Origin of the sequence: Rhizorhabdus dicambivorans (assembly GCF_002355275.1) — a bacterium.
Taxonomy (GTDB): domain Bacteria; phylum Pseudomonadota; class Alphaproteobacteria; order Sphingomonadales; family Sphingomonadaceae; genus Rhizorhabdus; species Rhizorhabdus dicambivorans.
On the sequence record NZ_CP023449.1, the window covers coordinates 745,761 to 766,293 of the forward strand.

At 63.1% G+C, this 20,533-nt stretch carries 14 protein-coding genes; 13 read left to right on the top strand and 1 reads right to left on the bottom strand.

Annotated elements, in window-relative coordinates:
* The first annotated feature begins 71 nt into the window (after nt 1-71).
* From CMV14_RS03645 to CMV14_RS03675, 7 genes are all read left to right on the top strand, one after another.
* Nucleotides 72-1,475, top strand: coding sequence for an MFS transporter (locus tag CMV14_RS03645; protein ID WP_176488995.1), 1,404 nt, complete (start codon nt 72-74; stop codon nt 1,473-1,475).
* Nucleotides 1,472-2,890 (top strand): amidase family protein, encoded by a 1,419-nt coding sequence (locus CMV14_RS03650; protein ID WP_066959658.1) that lies wholly within the window; start codon nt 1,472-1,474, stop codon nt 2,888-2,890. The genes CMV14_RS03645 and CMV14_RS03650 overlap by 4 nt, the downstream gene beginning before the upstream one ends.
* On the top strand, nt 2,890-4,071 hold the full coding sequence (locus CMV14_RS03655) for a lipid-transfer protein (RefSeq protein ID WP_066959657.1): 1,182 nt from the start codon (nt 2,890-2,892) through the stop codon (nt 4,069-4,071). Before CMV14_RS03650 ends, CMV14_RS03655 begins: the two co-directional genes overlap by 1 nt.
* Nucleotides 4,071-4,907: an SDR family NAD(P)-dependent oxidoreductase gene (locus CMV14_RS03660; RefSeq protein WP_066959655.1), complete on the top strand. Its 837-nt coding sequence runs from the start codon at nt 4,071-4,073 to the stop codon at nt 4,905-4,907. The genes CMV14_RS03655 and CMV14_RS03660 overlap by 1 nt, the downstream gene beginning before the upstream one ends.
* A gap of 19 nt (nt 4,908-4,926) precedes the next feature.
* A complete protein-coding gene (locus tag CMV14_RS03665) occupies nt 4,927-6,423 on the top strand; it encodes an AMP-binding protein (protein WP_066959653.1) in 1,497 nt (498 codons plus the stop codon).
* Between the two features lie 57 nt (nt 6,424-6,480).
* Complete coding sequence (locus tag CMV14_RS03670; RefSeq protein WP_066959651.1) at nt 6,481-7,272, top strand: helix-turn-helix transcriptional regulator; 792 nt, start codon at nt 6,481-6,483, stop codon at nt 7,270-7,272.
* A gap of 372 nt (nt 7,273-7,644) precedes the next feature.
* Nucleotides 7,645-9,924, top strand: coding sequence for a TonB-dependent receptor (locus CMV14_RS03675; protein WP_066959649.1), 2,280 nt, complete (start codon nt 7,645-7,647; stop codon nt 9,922-9,924).
* Between the two features lie 297 nt (nt 9,925-10,221).
* Here CMV14_RS03675 and CMV14_RS03680 read toward each other — a convergent pair whose 3' ends face one another.
* Entirely contained in the window at nt 10,222-11,199 is a 978-nt protein-coding gene (locus CMV14_RS03680) for an ornithine cyclodeaminase family protein (RefSeq protein ID WP_066959647.1), read from the bottom strand.
* 190 nt (nt 11,200-11,389) lie between these two features.
* Between CMV14_RS03680 and CMV14_RS03685 the strand changes: the two genes are divergently transcribed.
* The 6 genes from CMV14_RS03685 (at nt 11,390) to CMV14_RS03710 (ending at nt 20,519) form a co-directional block, all read left to right on the top strand.
* On the top strand, nt 11,390-12,799 hold the full coding sequence (locus CMV14_RS03685) for an amidohydrolase (protein ID WP_238147179.1): 1,410 nt from the start codon (nt 11,390-11,392) through the stop codon (nt 12,797-12,799).
* Complete coding sequence (locus CMV14_RS03690) at nt 12,796-14,097, top strand: amidohydrolase family protein (RefSeq protein ID WP_066959643.1); 1,302 nt, start codon at nt 12,796-12,798, stop codon at nt 14,095-14,097. Before CMV14_RS03685 ends, CMV14_RS03690 begins: the two co-directional genes overlap by 4 nt.
* A gap of 78 nt (nt 14,098-14,175) precedes the next feature.
* Nucleotides 14,176-15,783, top strand: coding sequence for a M20/M25/M40 family metallo-hydrolase (locus CMV14_RS03695; protein WP_066959641.1), 1,608 nt, complete (start codon nt 14,176-14,178; stop codon nt 15,781-15,783).
* Nucleotides 15,780-16,994 (top strand): aminotransferase class V-fold PLP-dependent enzyme, encoded by a 1,215-nt coding sequence (locus tag CMV14_RS03700; protein ID WP_083215679.1) that lies wholly within the window; start codon nt 15,780-15,782, stop codon nt 16,992-16,994. The genes CMV14_RS03695 and CMV14_RS03700 overlap by 4 nt, the downstream gene beginning before the upstream one ends.
* Before the next feature lie 247 nt (nt 16,995-17,241).
* Nucleotides 17,242-18,549 carry an APC family permease gene (locus CMV14_RS03705; protein ID WP_176488996.1) on the top strand — a complete coding sequence of 436 codons (1,308 nt, stop codon included), beginning with the start codon at nt 17,242-17,244 and terminating at the stop codon, nt 18,547-18,549.
* Entirely contained in the window at nt 18,546-20,519 is a 1,974-nt protein-coding gene (locus CMV14_RS03710) for a CocE/NonD family hydrolase (protein WP_066959637.1), read from the top strand. The genes CMV14_RS03705 and CMV14_RS03710 overlap by 4 nt, the downstream gene beginning before the upstream one ends.
* The last annotated feature ends 14 nt before the right edge of the window (nt 20,520-20,533 follow it).

The following is a 20,533-nucleotide window of genomic DNA, read 5'->3' on the forward strand; positions in this document are numbered from 1 at the left end:
ATAAAGTCAACTTATTTGTTGTGTGCTATCGCTAACCGCTATACGTCGTGAGAAACCGTGGGAGAATGGATATGACGAGCAGGACGGACCTGACCGCGGCAAAACCATCACAGGTTTCGATCGAACTCGCGGCCACCGAGCGCGTCATCCAGCGAGCTGCATATAGAGCCGGCGTCCTGGCCTGCTATGGTCTGGCCGTTCTCCTGACGGCCAATTTCTACGGGCTTGTCGTCCGTCAGATGCTCAACCTGATCGCGCCCGGGGTCCAGAGCTCGCTCGGCATCTCGGACCTGCAGATCGGAATGCTGCAGGGGCTCGGCATGGCGGTCTTTGCGTGCATCGCCAGTTTTCCGATGGGCTGGCTCGCCGATCGTTACGGACACCGCTTGTTGCTCGCGATCGGGGTCGGCATCTGGTCGCTGGCGACCTTCCTGTACGCATTGCAGGACAGCTTCGGCGGTCTGTTCGCGGGGACGGTCGGCATAGCGATCGGAGAAGCCGGACTGGTTCCGATCATCTACGCGATGATCCCCGATCTGTTCCCCCAAAATAGGCGCAACACAGCCAACCTGATTTTTTACGGCGGATCGCTGTTCGGCGCCGGCATCGGCATGGCGCTCGGCGGGGCGATTCTCGAATGGCTGGCAGCATCGCCGGGCAGCTTGCCGCAATGGCTTTCGGGCGTCGATTCATGGCGCATCGCGATGGTGGTGATCGCACTGCCCGGGCCGCTGCTTTTCCTGCTCGTCGCAACGATGCCGCTCGCCAGTCATGCGCCCCCTGTACATGCGACGCAAAATGGCGACGCAGGCGAGATGCTGGGGTTTGCCTCTTATGCGCAGACGCATTGGCGCACGCTCGCCTGTGTATGCGGATCGATATTTGCCATCGCGGTCGCGATGACCTCGGCGCTCATCTGGTTTCCCATCGCATTGCCGCGCGCCTTCGGCATCGATCCGGCGACTGTCGGCTTAGGACTTGGCACAGCGGTCACCGCCGCGACTCTGATCGGGGTGTTCCTTCCCGGCATCGCGCTGAAGTTCGGGCGGCGCGGCGGGCTTACGGCGATCAAGGCGACGAGCTTCTTTCTCTGGTTGACGCCGCTGCCTGCGATATTCCTGCCCTTCGTTAACTCCCCGTTCCAGGCATATATGGTTGCCGCGCTTCAGGGCGCGATGGGCGTCGCGGGCTCGGCGCTTATGCCGGGGATCTTTCAGGATCTCGCGCCCTCTGCCCTGCGAGCGCGCGTCATGACCCTGCTCGGCGTGGCGAACGCGTTGGCCCTCGCGGCCTCGCCGCTCGCCGTCGGCATGATTTCTACCCTGATGTCAGGGCCGCGTGGCATGCTTTATTCGATAGCGATCGTCAGCATACCCTCGCTTCTCGCCGCCGCCGTCCTGATGTCGCTCGCCCAGCGCCCCTACGCCGCCACGGTCCGCGCCGTGCGATCCCGATTTGCAGGAGAGGAAGCATGACAATCGCCATCACAACCGATCGTCCGGATGACATGACCAGTATGCGCGAAGCGATCGAGGCGGGGCGTACCTCACCGGCCGCGCTGGTCGAACGCGCGATCGAGCGCGCCGAGGCCGTCAATCCCCAGCTCAACTTCATTGCTTGGCCCTGTTTCGACCGCGCCCGTACGCAGGCAGCTACGCCGCGTTCGGGGCCGCTGGCCGGCATCCCCACCCTTATCAAGGACTCGATCCTGGAGAAGGGCATCCCGTCAAGTTTTGGTGCCGTCGCGCTCCGCGACTTTGTGCCGGATGACGATGGGCCCTACGCCCGCGCGATAAACGGCGCCGGTCTGATTTCGATCGCCCGCTCGGCGATGCCCGAACTCGGACTCAACGTGGCAACCGAATCGCCACTGGTGGGCGTGACCCGTAACCCCTGGAGCCTCGACCACACCCCCGGCGGCTCGTCGGGCGGTGGATCGGCAGCCGTGGCGGCTGGCGTGGTGCCGGTCTGCCATGCCAGCGACGGGCTCGGTTCCATTCGTCATGGCGCGGCCCCCTGCGGCCTCGTCGGGCTCAAACCCTCGCGCGGACGCAATATCGGCGACGAGGCGATGCGCTCGATCGCAGACTTGAATGTCGATGGCTGCGTCAGCCGCACGGTGCGCGACACTGCCGCCTGGCTTGAAGCAACGCAGACCCGCGCGCCCGACGCGACCTTCGCTCCTGTACCGCTCGTTACCGCGCCGATCGACAGCAAGCTTCGCATCCACGCCTACAGCAAGGTGATGCGCACCGGCGCGGATCCGGACGCTAGTGTCACGCGGGTTTTTTCAAACACGATCGATCTGCTCGGACGGCTCGGTCACACCGTCAGCGATGGCCGGCTGCCGTTCGACGCGCGTGCCGCCATCTCCGCGCTCAGCGACATCGCCGAAGGCAGGTTTTCCCGGCGGCTGCAGCCGACTGCAGAACAACTCGGCACCGCAATTCCACCGGAGGCTCTTGAGTATCGCTCGCAAACGATCGTGGAACAGGGGAACCGGGTTTCGGACGAGCAATATGATGCCGCTTGGGCGCTGATGGAGAAGAACGCCGCGTGCTATCTCGCGCTGCTGGACGAAATCGATATCTGGATGACCCCCACTTTCAGCACCGAAATCATCCGCACCGGCGTCTTCGGACCCGATACCACGTGGCTCGACACGCGCGATCATCTGCTCGACTATGCCGGCTATTGCTGGATCGACAATTTTGCCGGCTCGCCGTCGATCAGCCTGCCAATGGGTTTCAGCGACAATGGTTTGCCGGTCGGCATGCAGTTCGCGACCCGGCCCGGCGGCGAGGCGCTGCTGCTCGCCTTGGCCTATCAGCTGGAGGATGCCCTCTGCTGGTGGCGCCACACGCCGCCGATATGGTTGGGAGACGCGTGATGGCGAAGGCGCGCATTGCCGGCGTCGGCATGATACCGTTCGCCAAGCCCGGGCAGAGCGCGGATTGGGACGTCATGGCCGAGCATGCGATCCGCCTGGCGCTCGCCGACGCCGGTCTGCACTATGCGGATATCCAGCAGGCCTATGCTGGTTATGTCTATGCCGACTCGACCGCCGGCCAGTCGGCGCTCTATCGTGTCGGCTGCACCGGCGTCCCGATCTTCAACGTCAACAATAATTGTTCGACCGGCTCGACCGCGCTCTATCTGGCGCGCGAGATGGTCGAAAGCGGCGTTGCCGATTGTGTCCTCGCCGTCGGCTTCGAACAGATGATGCCGGGCGCGCTTGGCATGGTGTTCCAGGATCGCAAGCGGACGCTGGACCATCATCTGACCCGCCAGGTCGAAATCCAGGGCTGGGATGAGACGGCGCCGCTGGTCGCGCAGCAGTTCGGCGGCGCGGGCGTCGAATATCAACAGCGCTTCGGCACAGCCGATGAGGTGTTCGGCATGATTTCGGTCAAGGCGCGCCGCCATGCCGCCAACAACCCGCTCGCCATGCTGCGCGCGACGATCACGCTCGACGAGGTGATGCAGTCCCCGCATCTCTACGGCCCGCTCACCCGCTACCAAGCCTGTCCGCCGACCTGCGGGGCAGCCGCGGCAGTGCTGGTGTCGCCGGCCTTCGCCGGGAAGCATGGCCTGGCCGCCCCCGTCGAGATCGTCGCGCAGGCGATGACGACCGATTATGCCGAAAGCTTGGCGCGCCGCTCGATGATGTCGCTCGTCGGCTATGACATGACCCGCGCCGCCGCATGCCAGGTGTACGAGCGCGCGGGCCTCGGCGCGGACGATATCGATGTCGTCGAACTGCACGACTGCTTCACGTCGAACGAGCTGATCAGTTACGAAGCGCTGGGCCTGTGTTCCGAAGGCGGCGCCGAGGCCTATATCCGCGACGGGCGAAACAGCTATGGCGGCGACCATGTCACCAACCCTTCGGGCGGGCTGCTGTCGAAGGGGCATCCGCTCGGGGCTACCGGCCTTGCGCAATGCCATGAGCTTATCCACCAGCTTCGCGGCACGGCCGGGGCGCGGCAGATCGATGGCGCGCGCTTCGGCCTGCAGCACAATCTTGGCCTCGGCGGCGCCTGCGTCGTCACGCTCTACGGGAGGGTGTGATGCACGGTGCGGGCAGCTTGGCCGGCAAGGTGGCGATCATCTCCGGTTCGGGCCGGGGAATTGGACGGGCGGTGGCGTTCAGGCTCGCATCGGAAGGCGCCGCGGTTGTCGTCAACGATCTCGACCCCGCCTGCGCTGCGGAAACCGTGACGGCGATCGAAGCGGCGAGGGGGCGGGCTATAGCCTGCGCCGGCGACGTCACGGACGGGGATTTCGGGGAGCGCTTCGTGGCCGCCGCGATCGAGACGTTCGGCGGTCTCGACATCATCGTCAACAATGCCGGTTATACTCGCGACGGGGTCATCCACAAGCAGAGCGACGAGCAATTCCAGGTCATGCTCGACGTACATGTGACCGCGCCCTTCCGCATCCTGCGGGCCGCCGCGGAACCCTGGCGCGCGATGGCCAGGAAGGACGCCGCAGAGAAGCGGGAGGTCATCCGCAAGGTCGTCAACATTTCCTCCATGGCAGGCACCCATGGCAATGCCGGTCAGGTCAATTACAGCGCGGCGAAGGCCGCTATCGTCGGCATGACCAAGACTCTCGCTAAGGAATGGGGACGGCTGAAGGTCTGCGTGAACTGCGTCGCCTTCGGGCTCATCGAGACGCGTCTGACCAGGCCCAGTGGCGACCCCGAAGCAACCATCATAATCGACGGCCGGGAAATCCGTGCTGGCGTGCCCGCCGCGCTGCTCGACACGCTGAAGGCGGTGGTGCCGCTGGGGCGCGCCGGCACGCCCGAGGAGGCGGCCGGCAGCGTCTATTTCTTCTGCTCGCCGGACAGCGACTATGTGTCGGGCGAGGTGCTCGTCGTGGGCGGCGGCGCAAGTCTATGACCGCAATGAGAGTGAATCGATGACCCATGAGAGCTTCGGCGCGGTATTGAAAAGCCACGCGGCGGCGAGCCCGGACACCATCGCCCTATCCTATGGCGAAGACCGCCTGACCTGGCGCGAACTCGACCTCTGTTCGGACAGCCGGGCGGCGACGTTACTGGCGCGCGGCATCGGCCACGACGATCTGGCCGCGATCGCATTACCCAATGGTACGGCACACCATGTGTGGACATTCGGCGCATGGAAGGCGGGAGCGACGCCTTGTATTCTGCCTTACCGGCTGCCGGCGACGGAATTCACAGGCATCTTGGACGTCGCGCGGCCCCGCGTGATCGTCGGGGCCGCGACATTGCCGCACGGCACGGCAACGCCGATCGCGGGCGATGCGCCCCTGGAAACGGCGCCCGCCACGCTCGGGAAGCATCCGCCGGCCAGCTATTGGAAGGCCGTCGCAAGCGGCGGTTCTACCGGCCGCCCGAAGATCATCGTCGATCATGCGCCAGCCAGCCTCTGCCCATATATCGCCCAGCTTATCGCGCTGATCGGTATGCCCGAAGGCGGCACGATATTGAATCCCGGGCCGCTCTACCATAACGCCCCGTTCCTTTTTTCCAACCTGGCCCTCGTCGCGGGAAATCGCGTCGTCGGCATGGAGCGGTTCGATGCCGAGCAATGGCTGCGGCTGGTCGAACGCGAGCGGGTCGAATGGTGCTGCCTTGTTCCGACGATGATGCAGCGCATCTGGGCCCTGCCGCCTGCGGTGCGCGACGCCTATGACCTGTCCTCGCTGAGGCGCGTCATCCACATGGCGGCAGCATGCCCGGTGTGGCTCAAACGAGCCTGGATCGACTGGCTCGGCCCCGAGCGGATCGTCGAGGCCTACGCCGGCACCGAGGCGACAGGCACCCTCATCACCGGGGCCGAATGGCTGCTCAAGCCCGGATCGGTCGGGCAGGTCGCACCGGATACGATCACCATCCGCAATGCGCGTGGTGAGCTCTGTCCGCCCGGCGAAGTCGGTGAAGTCTTCCTTCTCGCGGCCTCGGCCGCCCGTTTTCACTATATCGGCGCGACACCGCGGCTCGATGCCGGGGGGCGTATGTCGCTGGGCGATCTGGGACATGTCGACGCGGACGGCTACCTGTTCCTCGCCGACCGGCGGACCGACCTGATCATTCGCGGGGGCGCGAACATCTACCCGGCCGAGATCGAAGCTGCGCTCGACGAACATCCCGCGGTCGCGAGCTCGGTCGTCATCGGCCTGCCTTGCGAAGAATTCGGTCATCGGGTGCATGCAATTCTGGAGGTTCGCCAGGATGTGCCCGCCATTGCGGATGTCCATGCCTTCATCGCTGATCGGCTCGCTCCCTATAAACGTCCTGAGAGCTACGAGGTCGTGCAAATGCAATTGCGTGACGAAGCCGGCAAGGTCCGGCGCACCGCTTTACGTGACGAGCGGCTAGAGTGGCTTGCGGCGGGGAAATCCTTCCAGCACCCACCCTCTTATTCAGCCTAGGCTATTGCTGGCGCCTTGAGCGGTGCACTATAGAAATTGGCAGGGGTCAACAAACCGTTGTCCGCGTTAAAGCTGGCAGCAGAAGGCCAAGAGCAGGTGGGTATGACAAGGAAATCCCGGGCGGAGCGGAAACTGGATATCGCCGATGCGCCACATCACGCTCGTCTCGAGGCGCTGAAGTGCATTGCCGGTGCACTGGCAAAGGTGGTGCGCGCCGACACCGAGGTTATCGTGCATGATCTGCGCCGGCCGGAAGCGTCGATCGCCAGAATCGTCAACGGTCACATCAGCAATAGGCGGGAAGGGCAGCCCATTCTCTCCAGCCTTTCCGGCGATCTCGCTTTCGATGCGGTGATCCACGATGCCGCTGTTGGGGAACCCAACGAGACCCGTTTGATCGACAGCTACGAAACCAGGACGCGGGAGGGCAAGACCTTGGCGTCCTCTTCGGTGATCTTTTTCGACGAGGCGGGACAGCCGGCTGCGGCGCTGTGCATGAACGTCGATCCGCAACCCTTCGATCAAATCCAGTCCGCTTTGGACAGCCTCGTGCGCCGTCCCAAATTGCCAAAGGCTACCTCCTCGGAGCCCACGGTCGACACGCTCGTGACCGACATCATCACGAGTGCGCTGCAGGTGTTCAATGCGCCTGTGTCCAGACTCTCCAAACGCGAGAAGATCGCTGCCGTCGCGACCATGCATGAGCGAGGCCTGTTCTCGCTTCGTGGCTCCGCCGAGATGGCCGCGGAGGCGTTGGGGACGACCAAGTTCACCATCTACAATTATCTCGACGAGATTAAGCAGAGTCGAACGGTCGGGACCGACGACACGCCCGACTCTCTGGGCTAGAGCTTCTTGCTACAACGGGACGCGACCTGCTTCGGGCTGGCGAGAGCCGATCGACCCGGGAGGCTATCAGGGCGTAGCCCGACCGGTAGCGCTCCGAAGCCCGCAAAACCGGATATTTTCTACCGGAGGGCGGTTCGCGGCCTCCCATCGGCCGGAACAATCTCGTCCGCAATCAGGGTGGCATCGTCGCCATCGGCGAAGAAGGTGCCTGGCCGTCAATCGAGACCATCGCCGCCTGCCTAACCAGTGCAAGATGACAGACTATTGACAGGCGACACATTTTGTTGAATATTTCAACGAATAGTTGTTAACCGCCACGCATTCTGAAAGCAGAGGCGGCGGGTGTCGCCATCAAGCATTGGGGGATATGTTATGGGTTCGATCGACCGCCGCGTCTTCAGGGCCGCGCTTTCCGCTTCCGCAGCTTTTCTTACCCTTCCCGCTGGCGCGTACGCACAAGAGCCGCAGGCGGCCGATACGGTCGCCTCTGCGGGCGATATCGTCGTTACCGCGCAGAAGCGGGAACAGCGCCTGATCGACGTTCCTGTCGCTATAAGCGTGCTTCCGGCCGAATCCCTGGCAAGGCTGAACGTCAGCCGCCTTTCCGACTATTATGACCGCATTCCCGGACTGCAATATTCGGGTCAGCTGGTCTCGAACATCTCGCTTCGCGGAATCAGCGCGGGCAGCGGAACATCGCCCACCGTTGCCATCCTGGTCGACGATGTCCAGTTCGGGGGCACGACCGGCGCCGGCCAGCCCCCGCTGCCCGACTTCGACGCGAGTGCGCTGGGCCGCGTCGAGGTGCTCCATGGGCCGCAGGGTACGCTCTACGGCGCCGCGAGCCTCGGCGGCCTGATCAAATATGTCCTCAAGGAACCGCAGTTCGACAGCTTTTCGGGCCGCGTCGAGGCCGCGGGGACCAAGGTCGATGTGGGCGGCTCCGGCTATGCCTTGCGCGGCTCGATCAACGTCCCGGTGACGGACTGGCTCGCCGCGACCGCCAGCGCATTCACGCGCGAGGATGCACCGTATCTCGACAATGCCAATGCGGGTGCCCTGAAGAAGAACAACGTCAACACCCGCAAGGTATGGGGCTTCAGGACGGCTGCGCTGATCCGCGCCACGGACAATCTGCGGATCACGGCCTCTGCCCTGTACCAGCATCAGAAGGCTCTCAACAGCGATCTGGCCGCTACCAGCGGCGGCGTGCCGGTATGCAATATCTGCGTCAACGGCCCCAATGCGACCACGGCGCCCACGACCTTCGATCCGGTTCTGGGCGATCTCACCATCAACACGCTCGATGCGCCCAACAGGATGAAGTTCCAGCTCTACACGGGTCGTGTGGAGTGGGATCTAGGCCCTGCGGCACTGACATCCATCAGCGCGTGGAGCCGCGCCGACAATGTGCTGCTCAGCGATGTGACACGGACATTCGGCCGGCTTCTGGCAAGATCGTACGGCGTCGCAACGCCGCCGACGGCTCAGATCTCCAACGCCACCAAGACGTCCAAATTCTCGCAGGAACTTCGCCTCGCCGGGAAGATGGATGCTGTCGAGTGGCTGGTCGGCGGCTTCTACACCGTCGAACATGCGGCGACGGACCAGACCATTTTCGCCTCCGGGACCGTCACCGGCACCCCATATGATGCCCTGGGGCCCGCCACCTATCGGGAGTATGCCGGGTTCGGTGACCTTATCTGGCATGCTACCGACAAGCTCGACCTGCAGGTGGGCGGTCGCTACGCCAAGAACAAGCAGAACAACGCGACGACCCTGGTTCTCGATGGACCCGTCGAAGGCGTATTTGGTACCTCCGGTACGGTCCGGGCCCGTTCCAAGGACAGTGCTTTCACCTGGCTCGTCTCGCCAAGCTACCATTTCTCGCCCGATATTCTTGGCTATGTCCGGGTGGCATCAGGCTATCGGCCTGGCGGGCCCAATATCGGATCGCCTCCCGGAAGGCCGGTGGCCTTCGATTCGGATAGCGTCATCAACTATGAAGTCGGGTTCAAGGGCAGGGTCCTGCCCGGTGTCCTGACCATCGATACCGCCTTGTTCCAAATCGATTGGAAGGACATTCAGCTTCTGGGCACCGATCCCGTCACGTCGCTGAATTTCCAGGCGAACGGTGGCAAGGCGCGCAGCCGAGGGCTGGAGTTCGCGGCGGATCTCACACCCTGGCGCGGCATGTCGATCAACGGCAACTTCACCGTGACCGACGCGGAAATCACCGAGGATATCCTGACGATCCAGGGCGGAAGGGGCTTCCGCGGCCTGCCGGGCGACCGGCTCCCGTTCGTCGCCAAGTTCACGAGCAACCTGTCGGCGCAGCAGAGCTTCGATCTCACGGACGATTGGGAAATGTATGTCGGGGGAACACTGACCTATGTCGGGAACCGCCTGGCGGGATTCCAGACCAACGATCCGGCTGCCACCCGGCCACGCATTCGTATTCCGGCCTATACCACCCTCGATCTTCGTGCGGGTGTCACCTTTGATAAGAAGCTGAGCATCGCACCCTATATCCGCAACGTGTTCGACAAGCGTGGCGTTGCCGCAGCCAATAATGCCAATGGCGCGCGTACTCCCACCGCGCTGTTCATCAATCCGCGCACCTATGGCGTAGTGGCGAGCATCTCCTTTTAAGGGAGATCTCGCGTCCACATAGAAGCGCCGTGATAGCCATGCTCTGGAAGGGACTGATCCCTTAGCAGTGCTTTGCTAGAGCCTGGCCGTTTGAGGCGGGAGCGCTTTGCGCTTCCGCCGAAAGCGTGAATGGGCTCTATCGTTACCTCAATTCAGAGCCTGGATTCCGGTCAACCTCGCCGGGCGAAGACCCGTATCGAAGAACGCCCTTCGCGACGTCATTTCGGCGCCGCCCTGTCTGTTCAGGACGAGCCAAGGGTCGTTCGGATATCGGATAAAGGGCACTCGCTCCAGGCTTCAGGATGCCGCAGCCTGCGCTTCCTGCATGGCGCGCGCGTTGATGTCGAGACGATCGACCGCGGCGAGATCCTGCACGATCAGGCCAAGCGACTTGTACAGCGTGATCTCGGACGGATCGGTTCGCCCCCGAATCCGGCCGGCCAGGACTTCTCCGACCTCCCCTCTTATATGATCGCTGGAGATCGCGCCCGACGTCAGCGCCGAACGATATTCCGCGCCCGCCACCTCGACGGCGCGCCGGCTGTCGACGAACAGCTTGCCGCGCGCGACGAGCGCATCATCCACCTCACGTGGCCCGTCATAGCTGGAGCCGACGATGTTCACATGAGCCCCGGCGCGCAGCCAGTCGCCGCGCAGCACTGGCTCGCTGGCACCCGATACGGTGCACACAATGTCTGCGGCAGCTGCCTCCCTGGGATCCTCGACGGCGGCGATGTCCAGCTTGGCCTCCCGACCGACCCGTTCCGCAAAGTCGGCTGCGCGGCCATGGTCACGCCCCCATACGAACACCCGCTCCAGCCGACGCACATGGGCGATGGCATGTACGTGGGTGTGGGCCTGCGTGCCGCATCCGAACAGACCAAGTGTTCGAGCATTCTCGCGGGCCAGGGCTTCCGTCGCGACGGCCGATGCACATGCCGTCCGGATCGCCGTTACGGCCTCCGCGTCGGCTATTGCCTTGACGTCACCCGTGCCGCCGTCGAAGAGGACCACCAGGCCACGGTGCCGCGATCGGCCCTCCCGCGATCCCTGCCGGATGACCGTGCCGAGCTTCGCTCCAAAATGCCCCGTGGCCGCCTCGCGGCCGGGCATCGACGCGAACAGGATGCCATTTCCGATGCTCATGATTTCGCGCAGGGGCTGCGCCTCGCCCGACTGTGAGAAGGCTGACATCGCCGTCCGTATGGCGTCGATGCAGTCCTCATAGGTCAGCCAGTGAGCCACCTCTTCAGCGCGAAAAATCCTGCCTATCATCCCCGAGTTCCTCTGGCTGGCCAGGAAAGGACCAGCGCGTTGACAAGACATGGATTTCCACTTACGTCAAATAAATGTCAGGGTACACCACTTAATGTTGAAAAAAGCGGATGGCGCAGGGCATTAAGTGCTGCCAGAAATGGCATTCTCCAAGGCGGAGGCTCGAATTGTCGTGACCGGGATTCACCGATTGAAAGCCGTCCGCGCCACTTTTCCGTTCACAGCCTGCTTCGCCTTGATGGCCTGTGCCACGGCCTCGCCGACGATAAGCGGCACATCTCCGGAGCCCCGCCTTGCGCCGGGCTATCTCGCCGATCCCTATCCATCCACCTATCAACGCTATCCCGGCGTGCCGACCATGGTGGCGAACGTCACCATCTATGACGGGGAAGGGGGGCGCATCGATCGTGGTTCGGTGCTGTTCGCCGATGGCAAGATCGTCCAGGTCGGTCAGCAGATTGTCCCGCCCGCCGGCGCAACGGTAATCGACGGCACCGGCAAATGGGTGACGCCTGGTATCATAGACGTTCATAGCCACCTCGGCGCTTCCGCCGCGCCGCGCATCCAGGCGCTGTCCGATCACAACGAGGAGACGTCTCCCGTCACCGCGAACGTCTGGGTCGAGCATAGCGTCTGGCCGCAAGACCCCGGCTTCGGCCGTGCCCTGATGAACGGCGGCGTCACCACGCTGCAGATATTGCCCGGTTCGGCGAACCTCGTCGGTGGCCGCTCTGTGGTGCTCAAGAATGTCTATGCGCGCACGACGCGAGCCATGAAGTTTCCCGATGCGCCTTATGGCCTCAAGATGGCATGCGGCGAGAATCCGAAGCGGGTCTACGGCGCCAAAGGGCGCGAACCCTCCACGCGCATGGGGGAGGTGGCGGTCGACCGCGCGACGTGGGCCAAGGCGGTGGAATATAAGCGAAAGTGGGACAAATATGAGAGGGACGGCGGCGAATCGCCGGCCCGCGACATCGGCCTGGACACGCTGGCCGGCGTGCTGGCGGGCAACATCCGCCTTCATACCCACTGCTATCGCGCAGACGAAATGGCCAATTTCATCGGCATGTCGGCCGAGTTCGGCTATCATGTGGCCGCGTTCCACCATGCGGTCGAGGCCTATAAGATCGCCGATCTGCTGAAGGCCAATGGCATCTGCGCCGCGGTGTGGGCCGACTGGTACACCTTCAAGATGGAAAGCTATGACGGCATCCCGGAAAATCTCGCGCTGCTTCAGAAGGAAGGCGCCTGCGCGGTCATTCATTCGGATGACAAGAACAGCATTCAGCACCTGAACCAGGAGGTCGCCAAGGCGCAAACCGCCGGTCGCACTATCGGTGTGGACATCCCGGACGAGATGGCCTGGGAGTGGCTCTCGATCAATCCGGCCCGGGTGCTCGGCATCGCCGACAGGACCGGCAGCCTGAAGCCCGGCAAGATGGCGGATGTGGTGCTGTGGAATGGCAATCCACTGAGCGTCTATTCTCGGCCGGAAAGAGTCTGGATAGACGGGGCGCTGCTCTTTGATGCGAACGACCCGAAGCTGCGTCCGGTGAGCGATTTCGAACTGGGCCAGCCTGGCGAAGGAGACGCCAAATGAGGGTGTGGCTGATCGCAGTCGCGGCCCTGCTCGCGCAAGCCGCGTCGGCCGAGACGACCGCGATCGTCGGTGGTACGGTAGCGATCGGCGACGGCTCCACACCCATCCCCGATGGCACCGTCGTCTTCACCGATGGGCGCGTCGTCGCCGCCGGCCGCAATGTCGCCGTGCCTGCCGGAGCCAAGGTGATCGATGCACGCGGCAAATGGGTTGCGGCCGGTATCGTCGCAGGCTTCTCTGACCTGGGACTGGCCGATGTCGACGGGGTCGGTGAAAGCAACGACGGCAGCGCGGCGAAATCGCCTTTTTCTGCCGCGATTGACGTCTCCCCGGCGATCAATCCTCACTCGGCCATCCTCAACAATGAACGATTGCGCGGCGTGACCAGTGCGCTGGTGTCGCCCAGCGCCAGCGGTTCGATCTTCGCCGGGCAGGGCGCGGTCATCTCCCTCGGGGTCGGGTTGGACCCGGTGATGCGTCCACGTGCCTTCCAATATGTCGAACTCGGCGAATATGGTGCGGAGCTCGCCGGCGGCAGCCGGCCCGCAGCGTTCGTCATGCTGCACGAGGCGCTGGCCGAGGCGCAGGACTATCGTCGCAATCCCGACCTCTTCGACGGGCGCGGGAAGGACTCGCTGATCAAGCGACCGGATGCCCGCGCCTTGCTGGCGGTTCTGGATGGCAAGGTGCCCCTGCTCGTACATGTCGAACGGGCGAGCGACATTCGTTCGGTGCTTGCGCTGAAGACCGACTATCCGCGGCTGAAACTCGGGCTGGTCGGCGCGGGCGAGGGCTGGATGGTCGCGCCGGAGATCGCCGCCGCGCGCGTGCCGGTCATTGCCGCCGCCCTTGCCGACCTGCCCGAAGCCTTCGAGCGCATCGCCGCGACCCAATCCAATGTCGGCCGTATGGCGAAGGCAGGCGTCGCTCCGCTGGCAATCTCCACGATCAACGCGGATCCGGGCGCCAATCAGGGCAACCTCAAGCAATATGCCGGCAATCTGGTCGCCATCACCAAGGTGCCTGGCTATACCGGCCTCGATTGGGGCCGTGCCTTCGCCGCAATCACGTCAGGACCGGCGGCAGTGGTGGGGATGGACAGCGAGATCGGGTCCCTCCGTCCGGGCCGGCGTGCCGATCTGGTCATATGGACCGGCGATCCGCTCGAACTTTCCTCGGTGCCGATCGCGATCTTCATTCATGGTCGACAGCAGCCCGCCTACTCGCGCCAGACGAGATTGCGGGATCGCTACATCACGCCCGGTGAGCAGAGCCTGCCCAAAGCCTATCAGCGATAGAGTTACGTCTCGACCGGCGGCAGCGGCATGTGGTCGCGAAGGCTCGGCTCGGAGCGTGTTTACCGAAAGTTGGACCAAATGATCACCAGACGACGTGCTTTGGAATTGTTGGCGGGGGCTGCTTCAGCGGGGCTGGTCTGTACGTCGCCCGTCTTCGCCCAGGCTGTGGATGGCGGGCTGGATGGCAGGATTGCTGAAGAGGGCCTGGACCGGTCCCAGGTCATGGAAACGGCTTCCTGGCTGAGCGACAGGATCGGATCGCGGCTGACCAATTCACCTGGCATGCGGGCAGCCGAACAATGGACCCTTGCGCAGTTCAAGCGGTGGAAACTGCGGGATGTTCATGCCGAACCCTTTGATTTCGGGCGCGGCTGGTCGTTCGATCGCGCCTCGATCCGAATGATCGAGCCTCGCTCGCGGGCCCTGTCCATCATTCCGATCGCGTGGACACCGGGGTTCGACCGGCCGGTGCAGCACGGCGTTATCGTGGCGCCCATCGCCAAGGACGCCGATCTTGCCCGCTGGACGGGGAAGCTGGCCGGCAAGATCGTCCTCATATCGGCGCCCAAGGTGGTATCCCCTCTCACGGCGCCGCCCGTCCATATATATGACGATGCCGAATTGCGCGCGCTCGAGGCGCCCTACACGCCGGAAACGCGCCAGTCCGACTATGCAGCGGATATGACCGCAAGGCTGTTCGCGGAACGCCTGGATGCCTTTCTGGCCAGGGAAGGCGCCGTTGCCTGGATCCGCAAGTCATACCGCGACGGGGAACTGGTGCATGGCGATACGGGCTATGGGGCCGGCTATCGGGTCGGCCGATCCCGGGCAGTTCCGGGGTTCGAGATGGCGGCAGAGGATTATCTCCGCATCGTCAGGCTTGAGGAAAGCGGAGCGCCGGTCGTCCTGGAGATCGACAGCAGCGTCCGGTTTCATGATGGTGACCACAATGCCAACAACATCATCGCCGATATTCCGGGCACCGATCCGGACGGCCATTATGTGATGGCCGGAGCGCATCTGGACAGCTGGATCGCCGGCGATGGCGCGGCGGATAATGGCGCCGGGGTGGCGATCGTGATGGAAGCGGCGCGGATATTGTCGACGCTCAAGGTCAAGCCGCGCCGTACGATCCGGTTCGCGCTCTGGGCGGCGGAGGAGCAAGGCGGGCTGGGCTCGCTCGCCTATATCGAGCGGCATATCGCGACACGGCCCGGGCAGACCGTCCCCGGTGCGGCGCCCAGCTGGGCGTGGAGTCGGCGTTTTCCCATCTCGCCTAAACCGGGCTTCGATCGGATCGACGCCTATTTCAATGTGGATAAAGGATCGGGCGCGATACGGGGCATTTTTACCGAAGGTAATCGCGAAGTCGTGCCGATCTTTCGCCAAATGTTGAATCGTTTCGCGGCATTCGGTGCGTCATCGGTGGCAAGTGGACCGGCCGAAGGCAGCGATCATTCCGACTTTCAGAGCCTTGGCCTGCCGGCTTTTCAATTCATCCAGGACCCGCTCGACTATGAGAGCCGTGTCCATCACTCCAATCTCGATACGTTCGATCATCTCGCCCCGCTCGCACTGCGTCGAAACGCGGTGATTCTGGCGACCGTCCTGATGGAAACGGCAAATCGCGAGGAAGCCCTTCCACGTCGCCCCATGCCGACCGGCATCGGGAGCAAACAACAATGAGCGTCGGTCATATAGATATCGGGTCGAATGACCGTGCGGCTCCGACGAGCGACGTCGCGCTGCCGGCGAAATCCCTGTTCGCTTCGATGCCGACGGCCTATTTCAATTCGGGATCGATCCACCCCCTGCCGCGGGGGGCCCAACGCGCACTCGAAGCCTATGCGGCGCATAAAACGCTCAGCAGGTCCGCGGCCCCGCTCGATATGCGGGCGGCGGACGATCGCGTGATGGCACTGTTCGCGGGGCTGATTGGTGTTACGCCTGACGAACTTGCCTTTACCCAGTCGACCACAATGGCCGAGAATCTGATTCTGTCCGCACTCGACCTGCCTCGTTCGGGCGGACGGGTCGTTACCGACGAACTTCATTTCGCTGGCTCGCTCTACACCTATGCGCGCCTTGCCCAGGCGGGTGTCGATGTCGTGGTGCTGCCGATGACCGATCAGGGTACGATCGATCCCGAGGCGATGGCCGCAGCGGTGAACGACAAGACAAAACTCGTGGCGATCAGCCAGGTCTCTTCCCTCAACGGATTTGAACATGACTTGAGCGCCGTCTGCGCGCTGGCGCACGCACATGGAGCCTATGTCTATACCGATATCGTCCAGGCGGCCGGCGCCATGCCCCTCGATCTGGCCGGCAGCGGCGCCGATTTCGCGGGATGCGCCTCTTACAAATGGCTTATGGGCGACTTCGGCCTGGCCTTTCTTTATGCGCGCAAGGACGTCCATCACCTGTTGAGACCCAGTTGGTGGGGCTATTATCAGGTCAACGGCCAGAAGCAGATCGCTCCGTTACCGAAAGGGGACATATTGGAGCCGGGCAGCTACCGGCCCATGAGCAATGCGCAGGGCATTTTCGCCATGGGCACGATGTGCCGAACGGGCGTTGCAATGCTCGATTACTCGCTCGATTGGATTTCCCGGGTTGGAACCCGGGCGCTCATGAAGCATCGCCTGCCGCTTATCGATGCGATCCAGAACGAACTGCGCAAAAGAGGCTATCAGCCGCTGACTCCACTCGGCTCGCGGTCGCCGCTCCTCGCCTTCGCATTGGACGATGCGCCCGCCAAGTTGGCCGAACGGCTCGACGAACATGGTATTTCGCTGGCCCTGGGGCCCGATCGATTTCGGATTTCGCTGGCGGCGTTCAACGACCTGAACGATGTCGACCGGCTGCTCGAAGCTTTGCCTCGCGTCGTTCCATCGTGACGCGGCGCAGGGAATCTTGCTCTGCCCCAGCAAGGCGAACGGGAAAATCCCGCACGCTCGGCGACTTCCGCAGAGGAGAGGGAAGTATCCGGCTGAACACGGTCGAGGATGCACATATCAATCTTGGCGGGCTGGCAGCGCGGAGCACATGCTCCGATCGGAGGGCTCTGATTATGGACCACTATCCAACGCCCAAATATTCTCTGGATACATCCCGATCTCTCTGGCTTTCTGGTGGTGCATGGTAATGACGTCTTCGGTAAACCAGGATCTGGACCGCGGTGTCTCGCTGGTCGACGTCGTCATGTTGGGCGCCGGTTCGGCCATCGGTGCGGCTATTTTCACGGTCCTCGGTCCAGCCGCGCAGGTTGGTGGCGCGAGCATGCTGGTTTCGCTGTTGATCGCAGCAATTCCGATGGGAATCTTCGCGCTCGTCTACGGCTATCTTTCATCTGCGGTGCCGATGACGGCCGCGTCGTTCGAATGGCAAAGGCGCTTTGTCCATCCGGTATTCGCCTTTGGCGTAGTGTGGCTGCGCGTGCTCAGCAACGCCGTGGTAATGGCTCTGCTGGGGCGCATCCTGCTCGATTATCTGATCGTGGCGATACCCGTGCCGCGTACGCCGGCGATCATTGCTGCACTGCTTCTGGTCTTCGCCATAAACTATGTGGGCGTCAAGGTCGCCGCGCGCGCACAAACCATCTTGATGATCGCGCTGCTGCTGCTTTTCGCCATATATGCGGCGGTTGGTACGCGCCATATGCAGCCACATCTGCTTGTCGAAGCTGTGATATCGGGCTGGTTGCCGGTGCTGGCGCCTATACCTTTGATGATCCAGTTGTTCCTCAGTATTGAGACGGCGACCGAAATAGGTGGGGAGGTACATCGCCCGGAGCGCAATATTCCGTTGGGTCTGGCATTGGCGCTTCTGCTGACCACCGCCGTCTATGGGCTGATCGCATTTACCACGCTCAGCGTTCTCGGGCCCGTCGGGCTCGCTGAAAGCTCAGCTCCCTTGCTCGACGCCGCCAGGCAGATGCTCGGTGGATGGGCCGTCCCGCTTGTTGTGGTCGCGGCGACGGTGGCCCTTTTCAAATCGATGAATGCGGTATTTCTCGTATATTCGCGATTTCTCTACGCCATGGCAGTGGAGGGCGAATTGCCTTCCGCCCTGGCCAGGATTCATCCGCGCTTCGCCACGCCGCATATCGCGATCATCGCGGCCTTTGCGATGTCGCTGGCTTGTCTGCTGTTGCCGGAAGCGCTGATCTTTCTGCTGCTCGCGATAAGCGTTCCGACGATGGCGAAGTATTTCGGATCGTGCGCTGCGGCTTTCATCGTTGCCACCCGCCGCCCCGACATCGTGGCGCGCGCGCGGTTGAAGTTCCCCGCCTGGACGGTTCGATGGCTCGGGATCGCAGGCATGGCAACCGCGATAGTCATCGCGGCGCTCGGCCTTTCCAGTGACATCCGGCCCTATCTGCTCATGATCGGCTGGCTGGCGATTGGCCTGGCCTATCTGTTTTTCAAGAAGCGTGGAGCGCGCCGATCATGAGCGGCCGGCAGCTTCGGCGACTGGACATCGCGGCAAGAACCGTCCCGCTTCTGCTGTTCATTGCCGCCCTGATCTTCGGTGTTGGCCGGGCACAATCGGCCGATCCTTCCTCGACATCGGACATCGGAACGCTGGTCCAGCCGACCGGGGCCTTCGATTTCGAACGACGCACTGTCGAAATCCCGATGCGGGATGGTGTCCGCTTGCACACCGTCCTGATCATTCCCAAAGGCGGACGCGACGCGCCGATCCTGCTCACGCGGACCCCGTACGGGGCAGACAGCCGGACCTCGCGCAATGCCTCGCCGCGACGCGCCATGGTCCTGCCGCGCGGCGATCAGCTGTTCACCGATGATGGCTATATTCGGGTCTATCAGGACATACGCGGAAAATATGGATCACAAGGTGATTTCAAGGTTACCCGTCCTTTGCGCGGCGCGCTGAACGATACGATCACCGACGAGTCGACGGACGCCTGGGATACGATCGAGTGGCTCATCCACCATGTACCCGAGAGCAACGGGCGGGTCGGAATGATGGGATCATCCTACGACGGGTTCACGACGGCGATGGCGCTTGTCGCGCCGCACCCGGCGCTGAAGGTCGCCGCGCCGTTACACCCGATGATCGACGGCTGGATGGGCGACGACTGGTTTCACAACGGGGCCTTTCGCCAGCCCACGCTGGGCTATTTGCCTTTTGGCACGGCCGCCAAAGGCACGGGGCCATCGACGGTTCGAGGACGTTGGGACGAGTATGAGGCATATCTGCGGGCGGGTTCCGCGTCGGGTTGGGCCGACCATACGGGTATCGCGCAGCTGCCCTATTGGAAGACGCTATCGAGCCATCCCGCTTATGATCGCTTCTGGTCGGAACAAGCGCTCGACAAGATTCTCGGCCGGCAGCCCTTGTCGGTGCCGACTTTGTGGACGGCCGGCTTCTGGGACCAGGAGGATATATATGGGGCGATCCACGCCTGGGCCGCGCTCGAACAACAAGACGAGGCAAATGACCGCAACTACCTCGTGATCGGCCCCTGGCGGCACAGCCAGTCGACTGGCGAGGGCCGCACACTGGGGCCTTTCAATTGGGAAGGCGATACCGCCCTCCAGTTCAGGCGCGACATCCTCAAGCCGTTTTTCGATAGATATCTGAAGAACGATACGTCCGCCGCGACGATCTCTCCGGTGACCCTCTATAACAGCGGAGACAACCGGTGGGAGCGGTTCAACCGCTGGCCGCTCGCCTGTCAATCCGGCTGCGCCGCACCCTTGCGCCCGCTTTATTTGCAGCCGGCCTTTGGCCTGTCTTTCGATGAGCCGTCAGCGAAGACGGGGGATGGCGGTTTCGACAGCTACATCTCCGATCCTGCGAAGCCCGTTCCCTTCATTCCACGGCCGTCGCGCGCATCCGACAGTGATGTCTGGGCGCCCTGGCTGGTCAGCGATCAGCGCAGCGTTGCGGATCGCCCCGACGTCCTGACCTATGTCACACCCGTCCTGACGGAACCGCTGCGCATCAGTGGCACCCCGGCTGTGGACCTGTGGGCATCGACAAGCGGAACCGATTCGGATTGGGTCGTCAAACTCATCGACGTCTTTCCCGATGAAGTGCCTGATCAGCCACAATTGGGCGGTTACCAGCTTGGGGTCTCCATGGAGATATTTCGGGGGCGGTATCGCGAGAGCTTCGCGCAACCGCGGCCGCTTACAAGCAATGTTCCGCTCCGCTACCGCTTCGACCTGCCCAGCGCCAATCACGTCTTTCTGCCGGGACACCGGATAATGGTGCAGATCCAGTCGAGTTGGTTCCCGCTCTACGACCGCAACCCGCAACGCTATGTCGACAATATCTTCTTCGCCAAGCCGGGCGATTTTCGGCGGGCCGAACAGCGTGTATTTCGCCTGAAAGGCCAGGCAAGCTCCATTCTGCTGCCCGTGGTAGCAGACAGTCCGCGCGCTGAACCGTAGTTTTGCCTGTCCGA